Genomic DNA, 26,291 nt, shown 5'->3' with positions numbered 1-26,291 from the left:
AAATTCCTTACAGTTTGGTGAAAATATCTTCAGCGGCAAGACGTGATTTAGGGAGTTTGGCATTGAAATCATTTTCACTGCGATAGCCTAAAGTCAGCAATACAGAAGGGATCAAACCCTGTTCTGCAAGTTGTAATTCTTCACTAATCATCTCTTCGTCAAAGCCGCCAATTGGTGTGGCATCAACCCCTTCAATTCCGGCAGCCAAGAGCATTTGACCGAGTGCAATGAAGGTCTGGTTTTCAGCCCAACGCTGAATATCACCTTTTTCATTACGATAATAATGAATATAACCTGCACGGGTATTTTTCTGACCTTCTTTGGCTGATTCATCTTTAAAACGGCCACTGAGATCATCGCGGTTCAATAAGTTTTCTAGATGCAACTCATTAATATCGGCTTTGGTGCAGAATAAAATGGTATGTGAAGAATCCAGAACTTTGGGTGCATTGTAGGCATAAGTACCAACCAAGGCTTTGGCAATGCGCTGTTTGGCGGCATCATGATCGGCAATAAAAAAATGCCAAGGCTGAATATTGATCGAAGAGGGTGCCAGACGCAAAATTTCTAACAAGCGTTCAAACTGTTCTGCTGGGATTTTCTTGCTAGGATCATAGGCTTTAGTGGTATAGCGGGTCTGTGTGATCTTGAGTAAATCCATCAATGGACTCCAATCTTTTTAAATAAACAGCGAGTAGAAGTTTTAAATATATACATTTTTCACATCCCCTGATTATTACAATAAAAAAGCATCAGGCAAAGCCTGTTCTGAAATGATCTTGAGCTGGATTCAAGCAAAACTTAGAGTTAAATCAGATTAAAACCCAGTTTTTGTCTATTGGCACTTTTAAGCGAGAAGCGTTTAATAAGAGACATCGCCGGCAACATGCAAATAGGTTAGCGGATGCAAGTCACCAATTACTTTAAACACAAACTGAAAACCCAGCAGCAAATCGGCTTATGGATTGGACTGGCCGATGCCTATGGAACCGAGATTGCGGCAAATGCAGGCTATGACTGGCTACTGATTGATGGTGAACATGCGCCTAGCGATTTGAGAACGACTTTGTCGCAACTGCAAAGTATTGCTGCTTATCCCTCGCAAGCAGTGGTACGACCGCCTATTGGCAGCGTGCAATTGATCAAGCAGCTCCTCGATATCGGTGCACAAACGCTGTTGATTCCGATGGTAGAAACCGTGGAACAGGCCGAACTTATGGTCAAGGCAGTCCGTTATCCGCCTGAAGGAATTCGTGGCGTTGGTGCTGCACTGGCACGTGCCACCCGCTGGAACAGCATTCCAAATTATTATCAGACGGCACATGAAGAAATCTGTTTATTAATCCAGATTGAATCGGTCACAGGACTTGAAAATCTGGATGCTATTCTTCAGATCGACGGGATTGATGGCGTGTTTATTGGCGCCGTTGATCTATCTGCCACTATGGGTTATCAAGGTGATCCGAATCATCCTGAAGTACAAAAAGCTGTAATTGATGCAATCCAGCGGATTCGTTCTGCAGGCAAAGCTGCAGGAATTCTGTCAACCCAGCATGAAGTGACGCAAAAATATATCGAACTTGGCACTGAGTTTGTAGCAGTGGGCGTAGATACCAGTGTTTTGATGAATTCCTTGCGTGATCTATTGGGGAAATATAAAAAGGATATCAATGTGATTAATCCGACTAGCGGTTATTAATCAACAAGAGATTCTGAATGAATAGCTTGCTTAGATTTTTAGTTTATTTTTAACCGGAAATTCTTTAGATGAGCTATTCATTCAGCCATAAGAAAATCATAATGAACCTTCAAGATGCAGAACAATTTTTACAAGAACAGCAGAACATCTTAGAGAACCAACGTCAGCAAAAAACTAGACGAGTGCAACAAGCCTTTTTTATGATTCACGTACTGTTTGTAGCCTTAAATGCTATTCTCTTGATCCTAAATTATCAAAAGACGGGAGAGTGGAACTTGCTGTACCTCGGGCTGAGTTTCATGTCTCTAATATTGATTTTAAGGTATTTAAAGACAGGTTTTGTTTATCAACGGAAATGAAGTAACGTTAAAATGAATTTTAGATCATAAAAATCAAAAGCCTAATAATTAACAAAGCATGAAAAAAGTTCTTAAAAATCCCATTCTATTGTCATTACAATGTAATTTTGCTTTTGCTGGATAAATAGCTTACACTGGTTGCACTTCAAGCAAGTACTGTTCTTGCTTCTATTATTATTTTAAGCTGATTGTGATGTACTTTTTAGTTCAAGTATTTGAACTCAAATAAGATCTACTAACCATAGAACTATTATGTAAACTAGGTTGTTATTAATCTCTCTCCATATAGTCACAAAAAGCTCATATCGTGTGAGTAAATATTTTGATCAAAATCAATGAATGGCATATTGCCACTGCCGCTGATGGCAATGAAATTAACGTGAAACTGGTTCCATTAAAGCGCAAGCAAAATACAATGGACGGTTTTATCTGGGTTGAGGTCGGTAAAATGATTCAATTGCCAACGGGTGAGGAATTTCAGTTCAATCTCGATGGTAAAAGTTTCTATACTGGGGTAAACCAGCTTTATCGTCTGTGTTAAGCAAATCAATATCGTAAAAAGTGGCTGATTAATATCGCCACTTTTTTAGTTTCAGGGTATCAAAACTTTGATCTTCCTGAATTTCCAGAATCTCTGCACTGTCTTCTTTCCAGTCGCCTAGTACAATTCTTCTTTTCTGGGCTAACTGATGAATGGCTGCGCGATGCGTATGACCATGGATCAGTACATCTACATCCTGTAATGCCAGCTCAACTGCATGTGGGTTGACGTCCATCACTTCATAGCTTTTAAACTGTTGTGCCTGATGGCTTTGTTGACGAAAGCGGTTGGCTAGTCTGGTTCGAAATGAGAGAGGGGTTTTTCTTAAGAAGCCAAGTAGCCAGGGATGACGAATAATCTTTTTAAAACGCTGATAGGAGACGTCATCGGTACATAGGGCATCGCCATGTTCCAGGCGAAAATGTGTTCCGGCAATGATTAGCTGATCGATTTCGGGAAGAAGCTGCCCGCCAAATCGAGCTAAAAATTTACTTCCTAAGACAAAATCCCGGTTGCCGGCCTGAAAATAGACTTGATTCCCAGCCTGAGTAAACTGTTTTAATCCAGTGACAATCTCGTCCAGCCACGGAGACGTATAATCATCACCAATCCAGGCATTGAACCAGTCACCCAAAATATACAGTTGGGTATTTTGATCTTGATACTCAGTTAATAAATCTAAAAACCCCCGAACAAGTCGAGGGTGATCAGGTGACAAATGTAAATCTGAGATAAACAGATAGATCACGAATCTTTCCCTTGTTTAATTTAATCCCTCCCGACCTCCCTTTGAAAAAGGGAGGAAAACCTTATTTTGATAAAAGGTGATTCCCTCCTTTATTAAAGGAGGGTTAGGGAGGATTTAAACTTATTCAGAAATGATTTTTGCAGATTCGATTACTACATTTTCTAGAGGAACGTCAGCGTGGTAGCCACGGTTGCCAGTACGTACGTTTTTGATTTCGTTCACAACGTCCATACCTTCAACCACTTTACCAAATACCGCATAACCCCAACCTTGAGCAGTTTTGCCAGAGTGGTTAAGGAATGAGTTGTTTTTCACGTTAATGAAGAACTGAGCAGAAGCAGAGTGCGGTGCCTGAGTACGCGCCATTGCAATCGTACCTTCGTCATTGGTCAAGCCGTTGTCTGCTTCGTTTTCGATTGCATCACGTGTTGCTTTTTCCTTGAAGTTTTCATCCATGCCGCCGCCTTGGATCATGAAACCATCAATAACACGGTGGAAAATTACGCCGTCATAAAAACCGTCACGTACGTATTCTAAAAAGTTAGCTACGGTTTTAGGTGCTTTTTCAGCATTGAGTTCTAGAACAATACGACCTTTATTGGTGTTTAATTCGACTTGAGGAAAACTCATTGTGTAATCTCCTGATCATGGACGAGTGCCATGGTTTTTTCTGAATGAGTGAAGCATAAGCAAACTACATTCGACAAGGCAAGTAAAAACATTATTTTCTTTGTTAAAAGCATAAAAATAATACCTTATTTATACGTTGATTTATCAAGGCATTTCAATTGCTGCCAGACAGGGCGTTATATTTCGGGTTAGGTACAAATTGAATCATTTTCCAGTTTCGTAAAGTGTTGATATTTTAGTTTTGGGCAGCTTGCTGTATTTTCACTTTTTAAAATGAGTGAATTGAAATCAAATACCGTAGTTAGCGGTTGAGAGATTAATCACCTATAGTTAAACTAAGGAACTTTGATAATGAATATACGTACAACTTGTACGATGAAATATTCGTTAATCCCTTTTTAACTTTAGAAGTGAATGATTGATCATGAAGCCAAATGATGTTGTGACATCTCTGCCCGAGAACCCGACCCAAAAGAACAATGCAGTCGATTCAGTGCAGCAGCAAGAACAACAACCAGGCTTGGACTTTGTACGTCAGGTCATTACTGATGATTTAGCCGCTGGTCGTACTCAACAGGTGGTGACGCGTTTTCCGCCTGAGCCGAATGGCTATTTACATATTGGCCATGTGAAAGCAATTTGCTTGAACTTTGGTATTGCTGAAGAATTTAAAGGTGTGTGTAACCTGCGTTTTGATGATACCAACCCAGATGCCGAAGAGCAGGAGTATGTGGATGGTATTGCCAATGATGTGAAATGGCTGGGTTTCCAGTGGGAAGGTGAGCCGCGTTATGCATCAAGCTATTTTGATCAACTTTATACCTGGGCAGTTCAGCTGATTGAGCAGGGCGATGCCTATGTGGATTTGCAAAGTCCGGAAGAGATTCGTTTAAACCGTGGTAATTTCGTTGAGCCAGGTAAAAACTCGCCACAACGCGATGCAACGGTTGCAGAAAACCTGGAGCGTTTTGAGAAAATGCGCAGCGGTGAATATGCAGAAGGTCAGGCAGTTTTACGTGCCAAGATCGATATGACTTCACCGAACGTGCATATGCGTGATCCGATTTTGTACCGTATCCTGCATTCAGCGCATCATCAGACTGGCGATAAATGGAAAATTTATCCAATGTATGACTATGCGCATCCACTTTCTGATGCGATTGAAGGCATTACGCATTCACTCTGTACTTTGGAATTCCAGGATCACCGTCCGTTCTATGATTGGGTAGTGGCAAAAGTTAAATCACCATCCGTGCCACGTCAGTACGAATCTAGCCGTTTAAATGTGGACTATACCATCACCTCAAAACGCAAATTGCGTAAGCTGGTTGAAGGTGGCTATGTTCAGGGCTGGGATGATCCACGTATGCCAACTGTAGTGGGTATGCGCCGTCGTGGTTTCACGCCTGAAGGTCTGCGTGATTTCTGTCAACGTGTTGGTGTATCGAAAGTTGATGGCAGTATCGTCGATGTAGCCATGCTGGAATACTGTATTCGCCAGTCTCTGGAAAATACCGCAGCTCGTGGTATGGCGGTGTTAAATCCATTAAAAGTGACTTTAACCAACTTGCCAGCCGATATGGACCTGACCCATTCACGTCATCCGAATGTCGATATGGGCGAGCGCGTTATTCCATTGACGACTGAGCTGTATATTGACCGTAAAGACTTTGAAGAAGAGCCACCAAAAGGCTTTAAACGTTTGATTCCAGGTGGTGAAGTCCGTTTACGTCATGCCTATGTGATCAAATGCGACGAAGTCATTAAAGATGAAAATGGCGAAGTGGTTGAGCTGAAATGTTCGATTGATCCTGAAACTTTGGGTAAAAATCCTGAAGGTCGTAAGGTCAAAGGTGTGATTCACTGGGTATCTGCGACAAAAGGCGTTCCTGCAGAAGTGCGTATTTACGACCGTCTGTTTACGGAGTCTGATCCAGAAGTGGGTGATGACTTCTTGGCAAACCTGAACCCTGAATCATTGAAGGTGGTTCAGGCCGTGATTGAGCCTGCATTAGCGCAAGCTCAGCCGGAGGATCGTTTCCAGTTTGAGCGTGAAGGTTATTTCGTGGCAGATCAATATGATCATTCCAGCGAAAAACCGGTATTTAACCGTATTCTGGATCTTAAGGACAGCTTTAAACCAGGCAAATAAGCTGGTTTAAGTCAGAATGTAAAAAGCCCAACTCTGGTTGGGCTTTTTCAATACAGCAGGGAAAATTGCATGATTGTGCGTGATAAGAATAATAGTTTGGGGTTACTGTTTGCCTGGCAGGGAACGATTCTGCCCAAGGTGCTGCCCGCATTAATCTTGGTGGTTTTTATTTCCGCTTTGCTGGTGTATTTGAGTCAGGCGCATTTCGTGAGCCTTCCTGCTGTCCCGGCAATTGGCTTTACCATCTTTGGTGTCATTCTCTCGATCTTTCTGAGTTTTAGAAATACGGCCTGCTATGATCGCTGGTGGGAAGGGCGCAAGCTTTGGGGTGCGTTGATTGCAACCACGCGTCATTTATGCCGTGACAGCCATGTGCTAGATGAGCAAACCCGTGAAATCTTATTGTATCGCATGATGCTGTTTACTTATCTATTGCGGGACCGGCTGAGACAGCAAACGCCTAGCATTCAGGCTTATAAAGCCACGACCGGTTTTGCACCCAAGTCATTTGAGCAATTGCCCATGCAAATCAATCCATCACAATGGGTGCTGGAACAGATGCAAAAAGAACTGGTACAGCAATATAAACAGGGCAAGATCAGCGATATTATTTATAATAACCTGAATCAGCATACTGTGGCCTTGGGAGATATTCAGGCCGGTTGTGACCGGATTTTGTCAACGCCATTACCATTTTCTTATTCGGTGCTGTTGCATCGTGCGGTTTATTCTTTTTGCTTTATCTTACCTTTCAGTTTACAGGCGAATTTGGGACTGTGGACACCAATTTTAGTGGGATTGATTGCTTATATGCTACTCGGGCTGGATGAGCTTAGTGCGGAGCTGGAAGAACCCTTTGGTCTACAAGACAATGATCTGCCGCTAGATTCAATTGTACGACTGGTAGAGCGGGAAACCCTAAGCTCTTTAGGCAAAGCACTACCTGAAGCGATTCAAGCCAAAAAAGGCTATTTAACCTAATTCCTTATCGACATCATCAAAATGTAAACACGGCCTCAACCTTTCCTGCTCATCATTTATCGGTAGACTAGGCTTTGAATTAACGATGTTTAAAATTAGTCAGGTCTGACACTTTAGTTTTAGCCTGATCTTGCAATTCACGGTATTGTTGCAAACGCAGATTGGCTTTATCTCTGAGCTTCTTCTTGATGTACAGCGCCAATGCGAAACTGGTGGTGGTCAGGGTCAGGAACATGCTGTTCATAAAACTCATCATCGAGCTGATATAACCAATCGTGGTCAGACGATTCATCATATAAATCACTTGCGGGCTGCTTTCTACGCCGGTAATGGCCCAGGTACACAAATGTTCGCAATTATTAATAATCAGATGATAGTTATTTTCATGCATTCTGGACCGCATGCGGCGCACCACTTTACGACCTTTATATTTTGCCGAGTCATAATGCTGCATATGAATCGGTTTGCCATGACTGAATTTTTCAATCGAGGTGATTTCAATGGGGCGTTTCTTGAATAAATGCGCAAAGCCGGAATAATGAATGACACGACCACGTCCGGCGTAAATCCCATGATGGGTATAACCGAAATGTTTAACCATAAGGTGTGCGCCTATGGGAAACCGTTTAGTCTGTTGCATATCAGAATTAAGCCATTTAAAAAGCATTGTCGTTTAATAGGAAGTGTACTGTGTTTTGCTAAATTAATCGATGCCTTGCCTGAGTTTCAGATCAGAATTGAAGAGTTATTAAGCCAAATTTAAAGGGATTTAAAGAAAGCAGAATTTAGAACATATTCTTCTGATAAAGGTTTTAAATAGCCTAAGCAAGCCTTAACATTTCTTCAAATCAAAGGGGATCAAATGAGTTGTTTAGAGTTTTCCTGCCTGATCTCTGAAGTTTTAAAGTTGGAGTTAATAAACTATGCTGAAATAGAGAAGACCAAACCCTTCAACTATAAACTTTCAAGCATAAAAAAAGCACCTGACTACGCAAGTGCTTTCTTTATACGGCTGTAACCTTGGCCGATTACTGCAATGGCAAGTGCTGAAGTTCATTCAGTTCTTTACGGCTATAGCCGCGAGATACCAGAACCTTTTTAATTCCGATGATGATTTCTTCATCAGTGGCTTTAGAAAGTGCTTCAAGAAGCTGTTCATTTGTCTTGCAAGAGCAATCATTTTCAACACAAGCAATTTGATTCTTGTGTTCATTGTGTTGTTCATTAGAAAACAACTTTTGCCAAAAACTCATAGAGCCTTCATACAACAACCTAACATAGAGTGAAATATAGCCAATTAAATAAATAAAGCAATAGGACCTATGTGATAAAAGCAGCAGTCAGGCTAGAAAATTTCCGATTGAAGCCCGAAGGTCTAACGATATTTCTTGCTGTACAAGTCAATATTCATTATTAAATACATGATTTGTAATATAAAAAATGGAGCTTCAAAAAGCTCCATTTTTGTAACAATATAATAAATTGAAACAAAGTCTTTATACTTTTTCCAATAAGACACCCGTCTCAACATGGTGCGTATACGGGAACTGGTCAAACATGGCGAACTTGCTGATTCTATGCGTTTGAGACAACTGTTTCAGATTGTCATATAAGGTATCTGGATTACAAGAAATGTAAATAATACGCTGGAAACGCTGTAACAGTTTCAAGGTTTCATCATCAATACCAGCACGCGGTGGATCGACAAATACCGTATCAAAATCATAAGTCGAAATGTCAATTTGTGCTTCCTGCAAACGACGGAAAACACGTTCGCCATTATAGGCTTGAGTGAATTCTTCGGCAGACAGACGCGCAACCTGAATATTTTCAATCTGGTTCTGCTCAATATTCCACTCAGCTGCATAAACTGAAGATTTGGCTAATTCAGTGGCCAAAACACGGCGGAATTTGGTCGAAAGCGGCAGGGTAAAGTTCCCATTGCCACAGTAGAGTTCCAGCAAATCTTTATCTGATTGTTCCGCTGCATCACATGCCCATTCCAGCATTTTTTGACAAACTTGTGCATTCGGCTGAGTGAAGCTGCTTTCGATCTGCTTGTATTTATAGCGACGATCAAAGACCGATAGCTCTTCCACCACATATTCATCAGTCAGGACGAATTTCTGGCCCCGGCTTCGGCCAATCAGTTTAATATTCAGTTTTTCCGCCAGTGCTTTTGCTGCAGGTTCCCAGCTTTCATCCAGCTTGCGGTGATAAATCAGGGATACCAGAACCTGACCACTTAACGTCGCCAGAAAATGGACTTCAAATAAACGATGACCCAGATTGGCATCTGCCTTGAATGCTGCCAGTAGTTGCGGCATCAAGTCATTAATACTGCGGTCTGCAATTGGAAACTCATCAATCCGAATCACTTTTTTATTGTTGTTCTCGTCACGTTCAAACATGGCATAAAACAGATCATCTTCAGTATGCCAGATCCGGAATTCAGCACGCATGCGGAAATATTTTTCAGGAGACTGGAATACTTCTAAAGCAGGTGGTTGATATTCGGCAAACTGAGCGCTGATGCGTTCAATTTTGGCTTCAAGTTGTTGCTGATAAGATGAAGTCATATGCAGTAAGAAATCGCAAATATTTTAAAGCGCAAATGGTAGCAAAAAATTGCCGATCTGCCTAAGCCTATTGTAGTTGAGTCGCTTTAAAAGCTACATAAAAAAGACCAAACCTTCTGAGGAGAGAGGTTTGGCCATCAAGAGGAAAGATTTAAGCTAAAAATGATGAGATGATTGGACTGATTTAGAGATTATCCATCGTCATCAAGCTGGCATTTCCGCCTGCCGCCGCCGTGTTGATACTGATCGCGCGTTCAATCACAAATCGCTCGACCGGAATATCATAGTTGCCCGAAGTTAAATGGGTGATACCAATAATTGGACCTTGGCGTGTTGCAATGCGTTTCTGCAAGTCAATCAGTTCAGTAGTGTCACCATGATGCAGGACGGCCTCAAATACACCTGTTTCAATATCCCGGACCACTTTAAATTGCTTGCTAACCGCGGCTGGCATGGTTGGTAAATATTTCAGAATAAAAGTATTGTTTGCCAGTACCGCAGGACGACTGCCAACCGATAAAATCGCCAGAATTTGCTGAATCTGGTCTTGATCCCTATGTGCTAAGGAGAGAACGCTTTCACGTGGCAAGATCATGTATTGATTTTCCTCGCCAGTTGGGCCTTGCAGGCTAAAGCTTTGACCAGTCGCAATTTGCATAGGCGCTTTTAAAGATAAAGTTGGGAAAGTTTTAGCTACCCAGGCTTTAAACTCCTGAACAAGTTTATGTTCAACAAGTGCTGGCTCAGCTTGAGCTGCATAAGGCTGAGCCAGTTTTTTCTCGGATACTTGATGCATTAAACGATAGATATACAACGGGCCACCCGCTTTCGGGCCGGTGCCGGACAGACCTTCACCACCAAAGGGCTGGACGCCCACGACCGCACCAACGATATTGCGGTTAATATACAGGTTGCCGACTTCGGCCTGTGCAATCACGGTTTGCATGGTTTCATCAATACGCGTATGCAAGCCCATGGTCAGGCCATAGCCTTTACTGTTGATCTGATCTAACAACTGTTCCAGTTCACCATATTTATAACTAATTAGATGCAGCACCGGACCAAATACTTCACGTTCTAGATCGTCCAGATTTGGCAGTTCAATCAGGGTCGGCGCAATGAATGTTCCTGGAGTTAATTCAGTCTGGTCCTGATTAAACATCAACTGATGAACTTTATGACCTTTGCTGCGCATCTGCTCAATATGCTTTTGGATATTTTGCTGGGCTTCTGCATCAATCACTGGACCAATATCGGTTTTAAGCAAAACCGGATTGCCAACGCGCAACTGTTGCATGGCACCTTTGAGCATATTGCGAACAGCCTCCAGATTATCTTCCTGAACACAGAGGACACGCAGGGCAGAACAACGTTGACCGGCACTGTCATAGGCAGAGCTCACCACATCCAGCACTACTTGTTCAGTCAGGGCGGATGAATCCACAATCATGGCATTTTGACCACCGGTTTCAGCAATCAGGGTGACGCTTTCTCCAAACTGGTTTATTCGTTCTGCCACGGTTTTTTGTAGAATTTGGGCGACCTCGGTGGAACCGGTAAACATGATGCCCTGAATACGTGGATCTGCACTGAGCTGTGCACCAATGGTTTCACCACGGCCCGGCAATAGCTGTAACACATCCTGCGGAATGCCGGCTTCCCATAAAATCTGTACGGCTTGTGCTGCAATGAGCGGTGTTTGTTCAGCCGGTTTGGCAATCACGGTATTGCCAGCGACCAGCGCTGCTGAAATCTGACCGGTAAAAATCGCCAGCGGGAAGTTCCATGGACTGATACATAGTACAGTACCTAAAGGCTGGATCTGTACATTGTCACTGAGATCCAAAACTTGAGCTGCATAGTAACGCAAGAAATCTACCGCCTCACGTACTTCGGCAATCGCATTGGCATAGGTTTTACCTGCTTCGCGAGAAAGAAGAACCATGAGCGGAAGCAAACGCTGTTCCATCAGTTCTGCGGCTTTATTCAGGCAGGCAGCACGCTCATTTTTTGGCAGATTGGCCCAGAAACTTTGTGCATTAACTGCTTGAGTGAGTGCAATTTCGGCCTGTTCAGAAGTTGCTTCATAGACCGTACCGACCACATCCTGATGGTGTGCTGGATTAATGATTTGCACTACGTTGCTTGTATCGATAACTGTAAACGCCGTTCCCATAGCAGCTGCCTGAAATTGCGTATTTGCCAGACTGGAGGCGACTTCATTTAAAACACGGAGTTCAGCATCATTGGCCAAATCGAGTCCTGAAGAGTTAATGCGTGCATCGGCATAAAGATCTTGCGGATATGGAATATGAGGATGCTTGGCTCCCAATACGTTTTCCTGTTTTGATGCCTTTAAAATCGTTTGTTGAGGATTTTCAATCAAATCCTCAATGTTTAAAGTCTTGTCGGCAATACGATTGACGAAGGAGGTATTAGCACCATTTTCCAGTAAACGGCGCACCAGATAAGCCAGCAAAGTTTCATGATTACCGACTGGCGCATAGATCCGGCAGGGTATACCCAGTTTATTTTTCGATGGATCGCCCACGACATTTTCATACAGCGGTTCGCCCATGCCATGCAGACATTGAAACTCATATTGACCGGCATAATACTGCTCAGGTTGCGCCAGTTGATAGATCGTCGCTACTGTTTGTGCATTGTGTGTGGCAAATTGCGGGTAGATATAATCCGGTTCAGCCAAAAGCTTACGCGCACAGGCAATATAAGACAGATCGGTATGCACCTTACGGGTAAATACTGGATAATCCGACATTCCATCAATCTGGGCTTTTTTGATTTCGCTATCCCAATATGCGCCTTTGACCAGACGAATCATCAGGCGTTTCTGGCTGCATTTCGCCAGATCAATGATGTAATCCACGACATAGAAGCAGCGTTTCTGATAGGCTTGAATCACAAAGCCAATGCCTTTCCAGTCCTGCAATTGCGGTTCAAAACACAGGCGTTCTAATAGTTCCAGCGAAATTTCAAGGCGATCGCTTTCTTCAGCATCGATATTTAAACCAATATTGTATTGCTTGGACAAGACCGCGAGTTTCAGTACTTTTGCATAGAGCTCATCATGCATGCGATCCATTTGTGAGCGCTGATAACGTGGATGCAGCGCAGAGAGTTTGATAGAAATGCCAGGCCCGTCATAAACATCCTTATCCTGCGAAGATTGACCAATGGCATGAATGGCTTGCTGATAATCCTGATAATAACGTTCAGCATCCGGATCGGTCAGTGCTGCTTCACCCAGCATGTCATAGGAATAGCGAAAGCCTTTTTCTTCCAACGGTTCGGCATTTTTCAGGGCTTCATCAATGGTTTCACCCGTGACAAACTGCTCGCCCATCATGCGCATGGCAACATCCACGGCCTTACGGATAATCCTGCGGCCACTGCGTGCCAAAAGACCAGTCAACAAGCTATACAGGCTCTTTTGCTGCGGGGTTTCCATCAGCTTGCCAGTCAGCATCAATCCCCAGGCGGCTGCATTTACAAACATCAGCTGGCTCTGGCCCAAATGTTCTTTCCAGTTACCTTGATTGATTTTGTCTCGGATCAGCAGGTCACGTGTGGCTTTGTCCGGAATCCGCAGCAAGGCTTCTGCCAGACACATCAGAGCAATGCCTTCCTGAGAAGATAAAGAAAATTCCTGCAATAAGCCCTGTACGATACCGGCTTTCCCAGTGGAACTTTTGCGCTCACGCAAGGAATGTGCGAGATCAAAGGCAAGCGCCTGAATCTTGTCACTCATCTCGGAAGAAATTTCACTATGGGCCAATAACTCTTCGACGCATTCAGTTTCAGCACGACGCCATGCCGTATTAATACGTTCTTCGTATTGGTTTTTATGTTTAAATTCAGTAATATAATTCGAGTGCTGGGCCGCATCTAAAATTGAATCGGGGCGGAGAGTGGTTGGCATAGTGACTTCCTGTACTGCGTCAATCAGTTCTTTGAGGTGAATGAGTTTTAATCTATAATCACAGAATATTTGACGAATATATCACTATAGTTTTCGCTTTTTTTAGAGAATAATTTTAATGCCAAGTCCTTATTTGAACCTTGACCGTATAGATATTCGTATACTGGGTTTATTGCAATCCGATGCCAAGCTCTCCAATATCAAACTGGCTGAACTGGTCAATCTGTCGCCTACGGCAGCCTTGGCGCGTGTACAAAAGCTGACCCGGGAAGGTTTTATTGTGGGCTATGAAGCGCGCCTCAATCCAATAATGTTGAATAATGGTTTTGTGGTCTTTGTTGAAATTTTACTGGATAAAACCACACCGAATGTTTTAGATGAATTTTCCCATGCAGTTCGGCAGATTCCTGAGATTATCGAGTGTCATATGATCAGTGGCGGTTTTGATTTTGTGGTGAAAATCCGCTGTGCCAATATGGACGAGTTCCGGAAAATTTCAGGTCAGATCTTGTGGCAATTGCCCGGAATTAAAGAAACGCGCAGTTATCCGGTGATGGAAGTAATTAAAGAAAGTCAGCAGATCCATCTGAAAATGCCGGGAAAAGCTAAATAATTCGCAACCGCTTCATCCGAAAAGATAAAAATATAAAAGGGACAATTCAGTCCCTTTTATATTCAAGTAAGAAGATGATTATTTTTCCATTTCTGCCATTTCTTTTTGATACTCGGCTTTAGCCATTTCAAAACGATGTACTACATCTTCACTAGGTGCTTTATCCAGCAGACTGACGATGATAATGCTGAGGGTAGCCAGAATAAAGCCCGGAATAATCTCATACAGACCGGTATCACCCATGTAATTTTTCCAGACAATTACAGTCACGGCACCGACCACCATACCGACAATCGCGCCGTTGAGGGTCATTCGTTTCCAGAATAGCGACAAGATAATCAGTGGGCCAAATGCGGCACCAAAACCTGCCCAGGCATAAGCCACCAGTCCTAAAACCTTACTATTCGGATTAATCGCCAGTGAAATGGCAATCAGGGCAATCACCAAGACCATGCCACGACCGACCCAGATCAGTTCTTTCTGTGAGGCATTTTTACGCAGGAAACTCTTATATAAATCTTCGGTCAAGGTCGTTGAACAGACTAGAAGCTGACAGCTTAAGGTACTCATGATTGCTGCCAGAATAGCAGCCAGAATGATTCCGGCAATCCACGGATTAAACAGGATTTTGGTCAACTCCATAAATACCGTTTCAGGGTTTTGATTCACCACCGAGGCCAATGTGGGATTGACACTGAAGTAGGCAATACCGATATAACCGGCAGCCACTGCACCGCCTAGGCATAGAATCATCCAGGTCATGCCAATACGGCGCGCAGCAGGAATGGTTTTGACCGAATCTGCTGCCATAAAACGCACCAGAATATGCGGCTGACCAAAATAACCCAAGCCCCAGGCCAGACTGGAAATAATCGCAACGGTGCTTAAACCTTCAAGCATACTGGAGGCATGTGGGCGAGCCGATTCAAGGATGACACTCACTTGCTGGCTGTTGTCGCCCAGGGCCAAGAAGGTAATGATCGGAGTCAGCAATAAGGCAAAAATCATCAAACCGGCCTGGAATGTATCGGTCCAGCTGATCGCCAAAAAGCCACCAATACAAACATAGAGAATCGTCGCCATCGCACCAATCACAAGCGCTGTGGTGTAATCCCAGCCAAACAGGCTTTCAAACAGACGTGCACCTGCGACCATGCCCGAAGCACAATAAATCGCAAAGAACACCAGAATCACCAAGGCAGACAAAACCCGTAAAATGCGTTTACGGTCGGAAAAACGGCTGGTGAAATAATCCGGTAAGGTTAGGGCATTGTTTTGATATTCAGTATGGGCACGCAGTCGACCTGCTACGAGTAACCAGTTCAGCCATGCACCGATAATCAAACCGATCGCAATCCAGACTTCTGACAGGCCAGACAGGTAAATGGCTCCCGGAAGACCCATCAACAGCCAGCCACTCATATCCGATGCGCCCGCCGAAAGTGCAGTAACGACACTGCCCAGACTCCGTCCACCTAGAATATATTCGTCAAAATTGGAGGTGACACGATAAGCATATAAACCGATTGCAATCATGGCGATAATATAAAACATGAAGGTAATCAGGGTGGGGTTTAAATAAGTCATAGGCAGGTCATCCTGTAAATATGGAAATCATCGTCCAAGATGATTTTTTGTACTGAGATTGCAAGGAGGTGATTCAAGCATGGTTTAAAAATTACACTCTGTAACAATTGCACAGCTTTTATGTGTGCTTATTGTAAACATAATGGTAATCCACTGAAATTGAATCAGGAATAACTTGAGCGGATAAAAGGCAATACGACGTCGGATTCAGGGGGAAAGTGGAAATTTTGAATAAATAATTAAAATATTTGAATTTTAGCCAGTTACTTACACAATTTTACAAAACTCACAGCTTTAGCGTATTGGTAATAAATCGTAGCAAATCTAGGTTAAAGTCTTTCTATTAGGCCTGTATTTGTTTGCTCATATTAATGTCACACCAAATACGGTGCATCGCCAAGAGTATTTTTTAGTGGACAATATGCTTCAAATCGAACCGACCCGCATTGAACGTGATTTATTGGGGGAAAAACAAATCTCGTTGCATAGCTATTATGGGATTCATACCTTACGTGCCATCGAAAATTTTAAGATTTCCGGATTGGCGGTGGGGCAACAAACGCATTTTATTCGTGCTTTGGCCCAAGTGAAAAAAGCCTCGGCACAGGCCAATCTACATTTTCAAAAACTGTCCGAGCAGACCAGTCATGCCATTCAAAATGCCTGTGATGAATTGATTCAGCATCCGGAAGCGTGGCAAGCGGCATTTCCACTCGATCCTTATCAGGGCGGTGCCGGAACCTCCATCAATATGAATGCCAATGAGGTGATCGCCAATATTACCCTTGAAATGTCGGGCCATCAGAAAGGTGATTATCACATTCTGCATCCAAATGATCATGTCAATACCTCGCAATCGACCAATGATGTCTATCCAACGGCTTTGCGTCTGTCGACCTATAGCAGTCTGGATGAATTATTGAGTGTGCTCAAGGCGCTGATAGATTGTATCGATCATAAAGCTGCCGAATTTGAATATGTCATCAAGATGGGACGTACCCAGTTACAAGATGCAGTTCCGATGACCATGGAACAGGAATTCCGGGCATTTGCCACCTTATTAAAAGAAGACCTGAAGCTGATTGGTCAGATGCGACAGTTATTGCTAGAAGTCAATTTAGGCGCCACTGCTATTGGGACCGGAGTGAATACACCGCCGGGCTATGCCAATCGGGTAGTGGAAATCTTGGCACACCTGACAGGTCTACCTTTAAAAGGAGCGGCAGATTATGTCGAGGCGACCAGCGATTGTGGCGTCTTTATTATTTTGTCGAGCAGTTTAAAACGTCTGGCAGTGAAACTGTCCAAAATCTGTAATGACTTGCGCTTGCTCAGCTCAGGGCCGCGTACAGGTCTGGCTGAAATCCGTTTACCTGAATTACAGGCAGGTTCTTCGATCATGCCGGCAAAAATCAATCCGGTGATTCCGGAAGTGGTCAATCAGATTGCCTTTCGGGTGATTGGTAATGATTTAACCATTACTATGGCTGCGGAAGCCGGGCAGTTACAATTGAATGTTATGGAGCCTGTGATTGCCGTGGCGATGAATGAATCGATTCAATTATTGACCCAAGGCATGCAAACCCTGAATCAGAAATGTATTGCTGGCATTCAGGCCAATGAACAGATTTGTTTAAGTTCGGTCATGCGCAGTGTCGGGATCGTAACCTTGCTTGAACCGATATTGGGACATGCCAAATGCGATGAAATCGGCAAACAATGTATGCGGGAAAATAAAACCGTGCCGCAAGTAGTATTAGAGTTGGGCTTATTGAGTGAAGCGCAATTAGAAGAGATTTTTGCATTTGAAAATCTGGTGTCTGAAATCCCTTCAGCAGAGAATCAGCTCGAACAGGTTTCTTAACAGAGCCAGAGACTTTAAATCGTCTGAAACAGCGAATCGCTGCTATTTTGATAATTTGCCTCAAGTTCAGGATGTGGATTTGAGGCATTTTCATCTAGACTAGAGCCTGAACTATATTTGGCTGGGTAAATGGCGATGTTTGATAAAATCAGTGCATTATTTAAAAGTAATAAACCGACTGCTGCACAGCTATATTTAGAAGAGCAGAATATTCAGTATGTAGAAGGTACAGGCTATATCGTCGATGGTATTCAACTCAATCAGGAATTAGGTGCACGATTAGAGTATTTGTCCAATCGCCGTTTAAAACAGTTTGATGATTTAAAAGCGTTATATGATACCGCGATGCTGATCAATGAAAAAATTGATCTGGAAATTGCCCATCAGCGTTTTAATGCGACTTTAGGCAATACCGAAGAGAACCTGCTGCAATTTAAAATGATCCTTAAGAAGTTAAATGATTATTATCGTAACTTTCTGCGCGATCAAAAATAAGCTGCAAAAGTGGCTTAAAATCGAAGTATATGGATGTGGCAAGACTGCATAAAAATAACAAAATATCCTGAGATCATCGTGCTAGTATAAGCCTCAGGTTATTTAGACTTTAAAGCTATATCCATGTTCCAGCAAGAAATTTCCCAACTCAATTTACCACAGCTCAAAGCAGGCGAGAAACGCTGGTTAGGCAATCTGCAAGGTTCCTCAACTGCATTATTGCTTAAAGAAATCGTGCAGCAGCAATCGCGCTTGTTCATCGTGATTGCACGTAATAATCAGCATTTGGGTCAACTGGAAAGTGAACTGGAATTTTATGGGATTAAACCCACGATTTTTCCGGATTGGGAAATCTTGCCTTATGATCGTCTCTCCCCACATCAGGATATTGTCTCGGAACGTCTGGCAATCTTATCCAATATGCCCAAAACTGGTGTACTGTTGTTGTCCGCCTCAACTTTGGCACAACGTGTGGCGCCAACCTCATGGATTCTGGGTGAGCATTTCGATATTCATGTCAGTCAGAAATTTGATCTGGAACAACAAAAGAAAAAGTTGATTCAGGCCGGTTATCATCTGGTCGATACCGTCTATGATCCAGGTGAATTCGCGGTACGCGGCAGTATCATGGATATCTACGCATCGGGACAGGAAGCACCGATTCGGATTGACCTGTTTGATGATGAAATTGAAAGCCTGAAATTTTTCGATGCCGAAACTCAGCGCACCACGCAAAGTTTGCAGCAGTTTACCGTATTGCCGGCACAGGAATTTCCGCTCAAGGAAGGTCGTGCCACTTTCCGTGACCGCTATGCCGAATTTTTCCCGACCGCGAATCCAAAGAAAAACCCGATCTATCAGGATGTGATGGATGGCATAGTCTCGCCGGGAATCGAGTTTTATTTGCCCTTGTTTTTCAGCGCTGAAGCAATGCAAGGCCAAAGTTCACTGATTTCGTACCTACCGAAGAATGGCATTGTCATTACAGATAAGGCTCTGGACGAAAGTCTCAGCCAGTTTTGGCAAGATGTGGTGCGCCGTTATGAAGATCGTCGCCACAATGTCGACCAACCGATCATGCCGCCTGAAAGCCTGTTTTTTCAGACCAATCAAGTGCTGGAGCAGCTGAACCAGTTTGCACGCATCATTGCCGCACAAACATCTTTTGATCAAAAAGCTGGGGTATTGAATCTTGATACCCAGTTGCCACCGCGTCTGCCCGTAGATCCGAAACGTGAAAAACCGTTTCATGAAGTCAAAAAATATATTGATCAGGCTAATCATCCGGTACTGCTGGTGGCTGAAAGTGCTGGACGCCGTGAAAGTCTTAAAGATGCATTAAGACCAAGTCTGGGTGATATCCCCACGGTTGAAAATTTTGATAGTTTTATTCAATCTCTGTATGCAATTGCCATTACCAATGCGCCTTTAGAGCGTGGTCTGGTATTGACCGATCGTGTCAGCGTAATTTCTGAAAATCAGCTGTATGAACATCGCGTGGTACAGCGCCGTCGCAAACGTCAACAGGAAGTTTCCGAAGAGTTTCTGATCCGAAGTCTAACTGAGCTGACCATGGGCGCGCCTGTGGTGCATATCGATTATGGGGTCGGACGTTATGCTGGTCTGGTCACCTTAAGTATTGATGATCAGGATCACGAATTTTTGCAGCTGGATTATGCGGATGCCGCCAAAGTGTATGTGCCGGTGACCAATCTGCATTTAATCAGCCGGTATAGTGGTGGTGATCCGGATCTGGCACCGTTACATAAGCTCGGTACAGATGCTTGGAATAAAGCCAAACGTAAAGCACTGGAACAGATTCACGATGTCGCGGCCGAATTGCTGCATATTCAGGCACGGCGTTCTTCCAAACCTGGAATCAGTTTTGAAGTCGATCAAAGCCTGTATATGCAATTTTCTAGTGGCTTTGCCTATGAAGAAACACTGGATCAGGCCAATGCGATTGAAGCCACACTGCATGACATGCAGCAGGCCAAGCCGATGGATCGACTGGTGTGTGGTGATGTGGGTTTCGGCAAGACAGAAGTCGCGATGCGTGCCGCATTTGTTGCAGTGCAGAATAATCGGCAGGTGGCGATTCTGGTACCAACCACCTTGCTGGCACAGCAGCATTATGATTCATTCAAAGACCGCTTTGCCGACTGGCCGGTCCGGATTGAAGTGCTGTCACGTTTCGGTTCTTCCAAAGCACATACTAAGACCATTGACGACCTCATTGAAGGTAAAGTCGATATTGTGATTGGTACACATAAGATTTTGCAGGAAAATGTCCAGTTTAAGAATCTCGGTCTGATGATTGTCGATGAAGAGCATCGTTTCGGTGTGCGCGACAAGGAGCGAATCAAGGCCATGCGTGCCGATGTTGATATGCTGACACTGACTGCGACTCCAATTCCACGTACGCTGAATATGGCCTTTAGTGGCATGCGTGATCTGTCGATTATCGCCACACCGCCGGCACGCCGTCTTGCGGTGAAAACCTTTGTGCAGGAACATACCGATGACACCATTAAAGAAGCGATTCTGCGTGAATTGCTGCGCGGTGGTCAGGTTTATTTTCTGCATAATGAAGTTGATACAATCGATCGTGCCGCCGAGCATATCCGTAAACTGGTGCCGGAAGCGCGGGTGATTGTGGCCCACGGACAGATGCGTGAACGTGAACTGGAGCAGGTGATGCAGCAGTTCTATCACAAGGAATACAATGTTCTGGTATGTTCGACCATTATTGAAACCGGGATTGATGTTCCGAATGCCAACACCATTCTGATTGAACGTGCCGACAAACTGGGCCTGGCGCAATTACATCAGCTACGCGGACGTGTAGGGCGCTCACATCATCAGGCTTATGCATATTTGATGGTACCGTCATTAAAAGCCTTAAAAGGTGATGCAGAAAAACGTCTGGATGCCATTCAGCGTGCTTCAACTTTGGGTGCCGGTTTTATGCTGGCAACTGAAGATCTGGAAATTCGCGGCGCAGGTGAATTACTCGGTGAACAGCAGAGTGGTTCGATGCAGGCGATTGGTTATAGCCTGTATATGGAAATGCTGGAAAAAGCCACCAAAGCCATTCAAAAAGGTAAAACGCCAAACTTCGACGCACCATTGTCATTGACTGCCGAAATTACCCTGCATATGCCAGCACTGATTCCGGATGAATATCTGGGTGATGTGCATCAACGTCTGTTGTTCTATAAACGCATCAGTAATACCGATACCCAGGAAAAGCTGGATAATATCCGGATGGAATTGATTGATCGTTTTGGTATACCGCCGCAACCGGTCAAACAGCTCTTTGCTGTACATCAGATTCGATTGAAAGCCGAGCAGCTTGGTATTACTAAAATTGATATCAGCAGTCAGGGTGGGCATATTGAATTTGCACCGGATACTCCGGTTCAAGCCATGACGATTATCCAGATGATGCAGAAACATCCGACCTATTTCCGGATGGATGGCGGTCAACGTCTAAAAGTCATGGTCATGCTGGAAGACTATCAAAAGCGGATTCAGTTTATACAGGATTTACTGGACAGTCTGCTTAAAGAATTGCACTGATTTTATTCGATTAAATCAGCCTGAAAATTCAGTTTGGATTTCATTTTCCAATGAAGTTTGCAGGAACAACAGGCTTGATTTTTTTAATGAATTGTTTACAGTAATTGTTGTGATGTGCTTCGCAACAAATCATGAGAATTTGTCTTTAAACACATTGCTTTCAATATTCAGCTTCAGTTGGATATGTTAGTATTAGCCATCATTCTAATTTTGCATCATTTATAAAGATATGTTTAGTTTGCATCCACAACTTGCTCAAGATACGTTTTTTGTAGGCGACTTTCCTTTGTCAACATGTCGTTTGATGAATGATATGCAATTTCCCTGGCTCATTCTGATTCCACGTGTGCCGGGTGTCTCTGAATTATATGAATTGAGCCAAGCTGACCAAGAGCAGTTTTTAAGAGAGTCAAGCTGGTTATCAAGCCAGCTGGCACGTGTTTTCCGTGCGGATAAAATGAATGTAGCAGCGCTGGGTAATATGGTGCCGCAATTGCATTTTCATCATGTAGTCCGTTATCAGAACGATGTTGCATGGCCGAAGCCGGTTTGGGGTACACCTGCTGTTCCTTATAGCAGTGAAGTACTGGCACATATGCGTCAAACCTTAATGCTGGCTTTGCGTGGTCAGGGCGATATGCCATTTGACTGGCGCATGGACTAATTAGCCAAGGCATTCCGAGAACCATGGACAGTTGCGGACTTCAGGGAGTGAGTGAGTGCAATTAGACGACTGGACTCAAAAAGAACCCCATCAGTTTGAATATTTCCATCGCATGATGGGATACATCATGCTGTCTCTGGTTCTGGTCGTCTTTCATTACACTGAACCAGATACCCAGTATCAGCTTTTTGTTCCATTTTTTCTGTTTCTGGTTTTGCTAATTACACCGAAACTATCTCGCTGGCTGATCTATCGTCATGATTATCACATTCGGCGTAATATTCTTTTCCTGATCGATGTCATTGTCATTTCGGTGGTTTTGGCGGCCGTGCATCTGGACTTGGTCTTGTCCTTGCTGGGTCTGATCGCAGTACTCTATACCGCGATCAGCAATAAAATTTCATTTATGATGGCCTGTCTGGCCAGCCTGATCGGGATTACGCTTTTTTATCTGGCCAATATTCTGGTCTTTGGGTTTAATAATTATTTCGAACCGACCAGCAGTGAGTTGACCGTTTTAGGCTTTATCTGTCTGATTACCTATTTTGGTGTCGGAAGTTTTTATCAAAGTGGTCGTGTGAAATACATGACCCAGAAAAAAGACCATTATTTCGAACAGATGAATCGTTATATGGAATTTGCCAATCAACTGAGTCGCTATGCGCCCGTGCAGTTATGGCAATCCATTATGAAAGGTGAATCTGAAGCCAAAATTGAATATAAACGTAAAAAGTTGACGATCTTTTTCTCTGATATTCAAGGCTTTACAGAGTTATCTGAAACCCTGATTCCAGATGATTTAGCATTCCTGTTGAATGACTATCTGCGGCATATGACCGAAATCGCTAAAAATTATGAAGCGACTGTTGATAAATTCATGGGTGATGCCATCTTGATTTTCTTTGGTGATCCGAACTCTGAAGGTGTGGAACGGGATGCCAAGAACTGCATGGAAATGGCATTGGCGATGCGTCAGCAAATGAAATTGCTGCGTGAGCGCTGGATTAAAATGGGTTATCCGCCACTGCATATTCGTATGGGGATTTCAACCGGTTATTGCCACGTAGGGAATTATGGGGCAACGCATCGTATGGCTTATACTATTGTGGGGCGTGATGCTAACCTGGCAGCACGTTTGCAAAGTGCGGCGGAAGTTGATGAAATCCTGATTTCAGAAGATACCCATAATCTGATCAAAGATGATTATCTTTGTGCACCGAAAAAGCCGATTTTCCTGAAAGGCATTAAAGCACCTGTAAGAACCTGGCAGGTCATGGAAAAATACGCGTCTCAGAAAGTCGAGTATCAGCGCTGGTTCGATTATGAATATAAGGGCTTTCATTTATTGCTGAATCTGGATGAAGTGCAAAACTTTGAATATCCTGAGCTGATTCATGTGCTGGAAAAAATGATTAAACGCATTGAAACTCAGCAGAAAATGACCAATTCACAAGGCATTGTCAAACTGAAGCTGGAAGATGAAGTGATTGAACATATTTAAAATTTATCTAAATTAACTCAAGCCAAATAAAAAAATTTGATTAAAAATGCTTATATTTAAATAGAAAAAACCACGCCTGAGCGTGGTTTTTTATTTTAGCCTGCAAGGAAAATCTTAGTGGTTTTCTGAAGCATGGTTAATCGTGTATTTTGGAATTTCGATTTCCAGATCTTCATCGTCCAGTTTAACCTGACAAGAAAGACGTGAATCAGGTTCTAGACCCCAAGCACGATCGAGTAAGTCAGCTTCAACATCATCCATTTCTTCCAGACTGTCAAAACCTTTGCGTACTACCACATGACAGGTCGTACACGCTGCTGACATATCGCAGGCATGTTCGATTTTAATGCCATTTTTCAGTAGGCTTTCACAAAGATTGGCATTTTGTTCGACTTCAAACTCAGCACCTTTGGGGCAAATCTGCGCATGTGGAAGAACTTTAATACGTGGCATAGTCGTTACCTTAAATTAGTTTGAGTTTGACCAGTCGTCGAGTTTAGTGCCCTTAAGAGCTGCATCAATATGTTGATTCATACGTGCTGCTGCAAAAGCATCACTATGTATTTTAAGCTGTTCAACGGCAGATTCAATCGCTTTGATATCTGAACCCTGAAGCTGAGTTTCAAGTTGTGCTTGCGCAGTTTGCAGTGCTGCAAGCTGTTCCTCAGTCAAAAGACCGGCATCCGCTTTGAGTGCCTGAACCAGTGCTTCCAGTTCACGCTGTGCTTCAACTTTGGTTTCATTCAAATGACGAAGATTCTTATCTTCTTCAGCGAATTTATAACCGTCTAGTAATAGGCGTTCAGTATCTTCACCAGACAAACCATAAGATGGTTTGATATCGATTTGAGCCGTCACGCCAGAGGTGGTTTCTTTCGCAGATACAGTCAGCAAGCCATCAGCATCGACCTGGAACGTTACTTCAATACGTGCCTGACCGGCAGTCATTGGCAGAATGCCATGCAGCACAAATCGGCCCAGACTACGGCAATGTTCAACCAGATCACGTTCACCTTGAACCACATGAATTAACATGGCAGTCTGGCCATCTTGATAAGTGGTAAATTCCTGACGACGAGCGACTGGAATCGCAGTATTACGCGAAATTAATCGTTCAACCAGTCCGCCCATGGTTTCAAGACCAAGAGACAGAGGCGTCACGTCTAATAACAATGAGCCATCAGTCGAGTTGCCAATCAATTGGTTCGCAGTAATTGATGCGCCAATCGCAACCACTTCATCCGGGTTAATGGTGCAAAGTGGTTCTTGGTTGAACACTTCACGCACGGCTTTTTGTACTGCATAAGAACGTGTCGAGCCACCGACCAAAACGACATTCTGAATGTCATTTAGTTCAAGCTTGGCATCACGCATCACACGCTTACATACGCTGATGGTTTTATCCAAAGCAACTTTAATGATCTCTTCAAATGTCGGACGGTCAAGCGTCAATACCTGATCAAGCAATTTGAGTTGAACTGAATCTGCATCAGACAAAGCTTCTTTGGCTTTGCGTGCCGCAACGACAAAATGTGCATATTCTGCATCATTCAAAGTGTCGATATTCAGCTGTTTCTTGGCCCATTTCAGGATCAAACGATCCAGGTCATCCCCACCGAGAGCGGTGTGGCCACCGGTTGCCAGAACTTCAAACACACCTTGAGAGAAGCGCAGGATCGAAACGTCAAAGGTACCGCCGCCCAAGTCATAAATTACATAGTTACGATCTGTACTCAGATTGCTTTCTTGGTCCAGACCATAGGCCACAGCAGCAGCGGTTGGCTCATTCAATAAACGTAGAACATTCAAACCGGCAAGCTGGGCAGCATCACGGGTTGCCTGACGCTGTGCTTCATCGAAGTACGCCGGAACTGTAATAACGGCACCATTGACCGGATTTTGCAGACTGGCTTCAGCGCGGTCTTTCAACTGCTTTAAAATTTCTGCAGAAATCTCAACCGGCGTCTTACGGCCTTGCGCAGTTTCAAAAGCTGGCATTTCATTGGCTTCACCAACCAAGGCATAAGGATGCTGGAATTTGATGTCAGCTTTCGAACGACCCATAAATCGTTTCACAGAAACGATGGTGTTTTTAGGGTCAGTAGTAATGAAAGGCGCAGCTTCATTGCCGTATTGAGTCTGTTGTTCTGCATAATGCACGATAGAAGGAAGTAGCACACGACCTTGTTCGTCATTAAGTACTTTGGCTTTACCTGAAAGAACCGTGGCAACCAAAGAGTGGGTGGTGCCTAAATCGATACCAATCGCAATGCGGTGTTCATGTGGTGCACTTGATTGACCTGGTTCTGCAATTTGCAAGAGAGCCATAGTGTTACATCCTTTGCACGTTAAATGT

The 26,291-nt window shown here is 43.6% G+C and carries 20 protein-coding genes; 10 read left to right on the top strand and 10 right to left on the bottom strand.

The genetic code is table 11. The features are described from left to right. Positions 1-7: 7 nt before the first annotated feature. Positions 8-661 (bottom strand): oxygen-insensitive NAD(P)H nitroreductase, encoded by a 654-nt coding sequence (gene nfsB / locus NI455_RS07370; RefSeq protein WP_039902155.1) that lies wholly within the window; start codon positions 659-661, stop codon positions 8-10. Between the two features lie 243 nt (positions 662-904). On the opposite strand from nfsB, the gene hpaI reads away from it, so the two are divergent. Together hpaI and NI455_RS07360 are read left to right on the top strand one after the other, a co-directional pair. Next, on the top strand, positions 905-1,699 hold the full coding sequence (hpaI, locus tag NI455_RS07365) for a 4-hydroxy-2-oxoheptanedioate aldolase (protein WP_253113340.1): 795 nt from the start codon (positions 905-907) through the stop codon (positions 1,697-1,699). A 681-nt stretch (positions 1,700-2,380) separates the two neighbouring features. Continuing rightward, positions 2,381-2,599, top strand: a complete 219-nt coding sequence (locus NI455_RS07360) for a hypothetical protein (protein ID WP_004279847.1) — start codon at positions 2,381-2,383, stop codon at positions 2,597-2,599. 28 nt (positions 2,600-2,627) lie between these two features. On the opposite strand, the gene NI455_RS07355 is transcribed toward NI455_RS07360, so the two are convergent. Next, positions 2,628-3,347: a UDP-2,3-diacylglucosamine diphosphatase gene (locus NI455_RS07355; RefSeq protein WP_253113338.1), complete on the bottom strand. Its 720-nt coding sequence runs from the start codon at positions 3,345-3,347 to the stop codon at positions 2,628-2,630. 120 nt (positions 3,348-3,467) lie between these two features. Next, complete coding sequence (locus tag NI455_RS07350; protein WP_004279844.1) at positions 3,468-3,977, bottom strand: peptidylprolyl isomerase; 510 nt, start codon at positions 3,975-3,977, stop codon at positions 3,468-3,470. 424 nt (positions 3,978-4,401) lie between these two features. Between NI455_RS07350 and NI455_RS07345 the strand changes: the two genes are divergently transcribed. Together NI455_RS07345 and NI455_RS07340 are read left to right on the top strand one after the other, a co-directional pair. Then, on the top strand, positions 4,402-6,129 hold the full coding sequence (locus tag NI455_RS07345) for a glutamine--tRNA ligase/YqeY domain fusion protein (protein WP_253113335.1): 1,728 nt from the start codon (positions 4,402-4,404) through the stop codon (positions 6,127-6,129). A 69-nt stretch (positions 6,130-6,198) separates the two neighbouring features. Next, entirely contained in the window at positions 6,199-7,110 is a 912-nt protein-coding gene (locus tag NI455_RS07340; protein ID WP_253113331.1) for a bestrophin family protein, read from the top strand. Between the two features lie 79 nt (positions 7,111-7,189). Here the strand turns inward: NI455_RS07340 and NI455_RS07335 are convergent, their stop codons facing one another. From NI455_RS07335 to putA, 4 genes are all read right to left on the bottom strand, one after another. Beyond that, a complete protein-coding gene (locus tag NI455_RS07335; RefSeq protein WP_004279839.1) occupies positions 7,190-7,750 on the bottom strand; it encodes a lecithin retinol acyltransferase family protein in 561 nt (186 codons plus the stop codon). A gap of 388 nt (positions 7,751-8,138) precedes the next feature. Continuing rightward, entirely contained in the window at positions 8,139-8,363 is a 225-nt protein-coding gene (locus NI455_RS07330; protein WP_034436106.1) for a hypothetical protein, read from the bottom strand. Between the two features lie 243 nt (positions 8,364-8,606). Next, positions 8,607-9,689, bottom strand: coding sequence for a tRNA (uridine(54)-C5)-methyltransferase TrmA (gene trmA / locus NI455_RS07325; protein WP_005246572.1), 1,083 nt, complete (start codon positions 9,687-9,689; stop codon positions 8,607-8,609). A gap of 184 nt (positions 9,690-9,873) precedes the next feature. Continuing rightward, entirely contained in the window at positions 9,874-13,629 is a 3,756-nt protein-coding gene (putA, locus tag NI455_RS07320) for a trifunctional transcriptional regulator/proline dehydrogenase/L-glutamate gamma-semialdehyde dehydrogenase (RefSeq protein ID WP_253113328.1), read from the bottom strand. A gap of 118 nt (positions 13,630-13,747) precedes the next feature. Between putA and NI455_RS07315 the strand changes: the two genes are divergently transcribed. After that, on the top strand, positions 13,748-14,242 hold the full coding sequence (locus tag NI455_RS07315; protein WP_253113326.1) for an Lrp/AsnC ligand binding domain-containing protein: 495 nt from the start codon (positions 13,748-13,750) through the stop codon (positions 14,240-14,242). A gap of 78 nt (positions 14,243-14,320) precedes the next feature. Here the strand turns inward: NI455_RS07315 and putP are convergent, their stop codons facing one another. Further along, positions 14,321-15,829, bottom strand: coding sequence for a sodium/proline symporter PutP (gene putP, locus NI455_RS07310; protein WP_253113322.1), 1,509 nt, complete (start codon positions 15,827-15,829; stop codon positions 14,321-14,323). A 421-nt stretch (positions 15,830-16,250) separates the two neighbouring features. Here putP and NI455_RS07305 point away from each other — a divergent pair, with 421 nt between their 5' ends. The 5 genes from NI455_RS07305 to NI455_RS07285 all read left to right on the top strand — a co-directional run bounded on the left by NI455_RS07305 (position 16,251) and on the right by NI455_RS07285 (position 23,935). Further along, positions 16,251-17,693, top strand: a complete 1,443-nt coding sequence (locus NI455_RS07305; RefSeq protein WP_253113420.1) for an aspartate ammonia-lyase — start codon at positions 16,251-16,253, stop codon at positions 17,691-17,693. A gap of 129 nt (positions 17,694-17,822) precedes the next feature. Continuing rightward, a complete protein-coding gene (locus NI455_RS07300; protein WP_180038716.1) occupies positions 17,823-18,188 on the top strand; it encodes a hypothetical protein in 366 nt (121 codons plus the stop codon). Positions 18,189-18,311: 123 nt separating this feature from the next. After that, positions 18,312-21,770 carry a transcription-repair coupling factor gene (gene mfd / locus NI455_RS07295; RefSeq protein WP_253113320.1) on the top strand — a complete coding sequence of 1,153 codons (3,459 nt, stop codon included), beginning with the start codon at positions 18,312-18,314 and terminating at the stop codon, positions 21,768-21,770. 229 nt (positions 21,771-21,999) lie between these two features. After that, a complete protein-coding gene (locus tag NI455_RS07290; protein ID WP_004646760.1) occupies positions 22,000-22,434 on the top strand; it encodes an HIT domain-containing protein in 435 nt (144 codons plus the stop codon). A 55-nt stretch (positions 22,435-22,489) separates the two neighbouring features. Then, the gene (locus NI455_RS07285; RefSeq protein ID WP_253113318.1) at positions 22,490-23,935 is read left to right on the top strand and encodes an adenylate/guanylate cyclase domain-containing protein; all 1,446 of its coding nucleotides are present in this window, start codon (positions 22,490-22,492) and stop codon (positions 23,933-23,935) included. A 114-nt stretch (positions 23,936-24,049) separates the two neighbouring features. Here NI455_RS07285 and fdx read toward each other — a convergent pair whose 3' ends face one another. Together fdx and hscA are read right to left on the bottom strand one after the other, a co-directional pair. Next, a complete protein-coding gene (gene fdx / locus NI455_RS07280; protein ID WP_253113316.1) occupies positions 24,050-24,388 on the bottom strand; it encodes an ISC system 2Fe-2S type ferredoxin in 339 nt (112 codons plus the stop codon). A gap of 15 nt (positions 24,389-24,403) precedes the next feature. Continuing rightward, entirely contained in the window at positions 24,404-26,263 is a 1,860-nt protein-coding gene (hscA, locus tag NI455_RS07275; protein WP_253113314.1) for a Fe-S protein assembly chaperone HscA, read from the bottom strand. Positions 26,264-26,291 lie beyond the last annotated feature (28 nt).

The organism is Acinetobacter lwoffii (assembly GCF_024129435.1).
Classification (GTDB): Bacteria; Pseudomonadota; Gammaproteobacteria; order Pseudomonadales; family Moraxellaceae; genus Acinetobacter; species Acinetobacter lwoffii_F.
Note: the sequence above shows the minus strand (reverse complement) of the source record. Positions and strands in the feature narration are given on the sequence as shown.

What these genes read in the sequence shown, in the direction of transcription:
- nfsB (WP_039902155.1), bottom strand. Translation starts at nt 661, where the DNA reads ATGGATTTACTCAAGATCACACAGACCCGCTATACCACTAAAGCCTAT.
- hpaI (WP_253113340.1), top strand. Translation starts at nt 905, where the DNA reads ATGCAAGTCACCAATTACTTTAAACACAAACTGAAAACCCAGCAGCAA.
- NI455_RS07350 (WP_004279844.1), bottom strand. Translation starts at nt 3,977, where the DNA reads ATGAGTTTTCCTCAAGTCGAATTAAACACCAATAAAGGTCGTATTGTT.
- NI455_RS07345 (WP_253113335.1), top strand. Translation starts at nt 4,402, where the DNA reads ATGAAGCCAAATGATGTTGTGACATCTCTGCCCGAGAACCCGACCCAA.
- NI455_RS07340 (WP_253113331.1), top strand. Translation starts at nt 6,199, where the DNA reads ATGATTGTGCGTGATAAGAATAATAGTTTGGGGTTACTGTTTGCCTGG.
- NI455_RS07335 (WP_004279839.1), bottom strand. Translation starts at nt 7,750, where the DNA reads ATGCAACAGACTAAACGGTTTCCCATAGGCGCACACCTTATGGTTAAA.
- NI455_RS07330 (WP_034436106.1), bottom strand. Translation starts at nt 8,363, where the DNA reads ATGAGTTTTTGGCAAAAGTTGTTTTCTAATGAACAACACAATGAACAC.
- trmA (WP_005246572.1), bottom strand. Translation starts at nt 9,689, where the DNA reads ATGACTTCATCTTATCAGCAACAACTTGAAGCCAAAATTGAACGCATC.
- putA (WP_253113328.1), bottom strand. Translation starts at nt 13,629, where the DNA reads ATGCCAACCACTCTCCGCCCCGATTCAATTTTAGATGCGGCCCAGCAC.
- NI455_RS07315 (WP_253113326.1), top strand. Translation starts at nt 13,748, where the DNA reads ATGCCAAGTCCTTATTTGAACCTTGACCGTATAGATATTCGTATACTG.
- putP (WP_253113322.1), bottom strand. Translation starts at nt 15,829, where the DNA reads ATGACTTATTTAAACCCCACCCTGATTACCTTCATGTTTTATATTATC.
- NI455_RS07305 (WP_253113420.1), top strand. Translation starts at nt 16,251, where the DNA reads ATGCTTCAAATCGAACCGACCCGCATTGAACGTGATTTATTGGGGGAA.
- NI455_RS07300 (WP_180038716.1), top strand. Translation starts at nt 17,823, where the DNA reads ATGGCGATGTTTGATAAAATCAGTGCATTATTTAAAAGTAATAAACCG.
- mfd (WP_253113320.1), top strand. Translation starts at nt 18,312, where the DNA reads ATGTTCCAGCAAGAAATTTCCCAACTCAATTTACCACAGCTCAAAGCA.
- NI455_RS07290 (WP_004646760.1), top strand. Translation starts at nt 22,000, where the DNA reads ATGTTTAGTTTGCATCCACAACTTGCTCAAGATACGTTTTTTGTAGGC.
- fdx (WP_253113316.1), bottom strand. Translation starts at nt 24,388, where the DNA reads ATGCCACGTATTAAAGTTCTTCCACATGCGCAGATTTGCCCCAAAGGT.
- hscA (WP_253113314.1), bottom strand. Translation starts at nt 26,263, where the DNA reads ATGGCTCTCTTGCAAATTGCAGAACCAGGTCAATCAAGTGCACCACAT.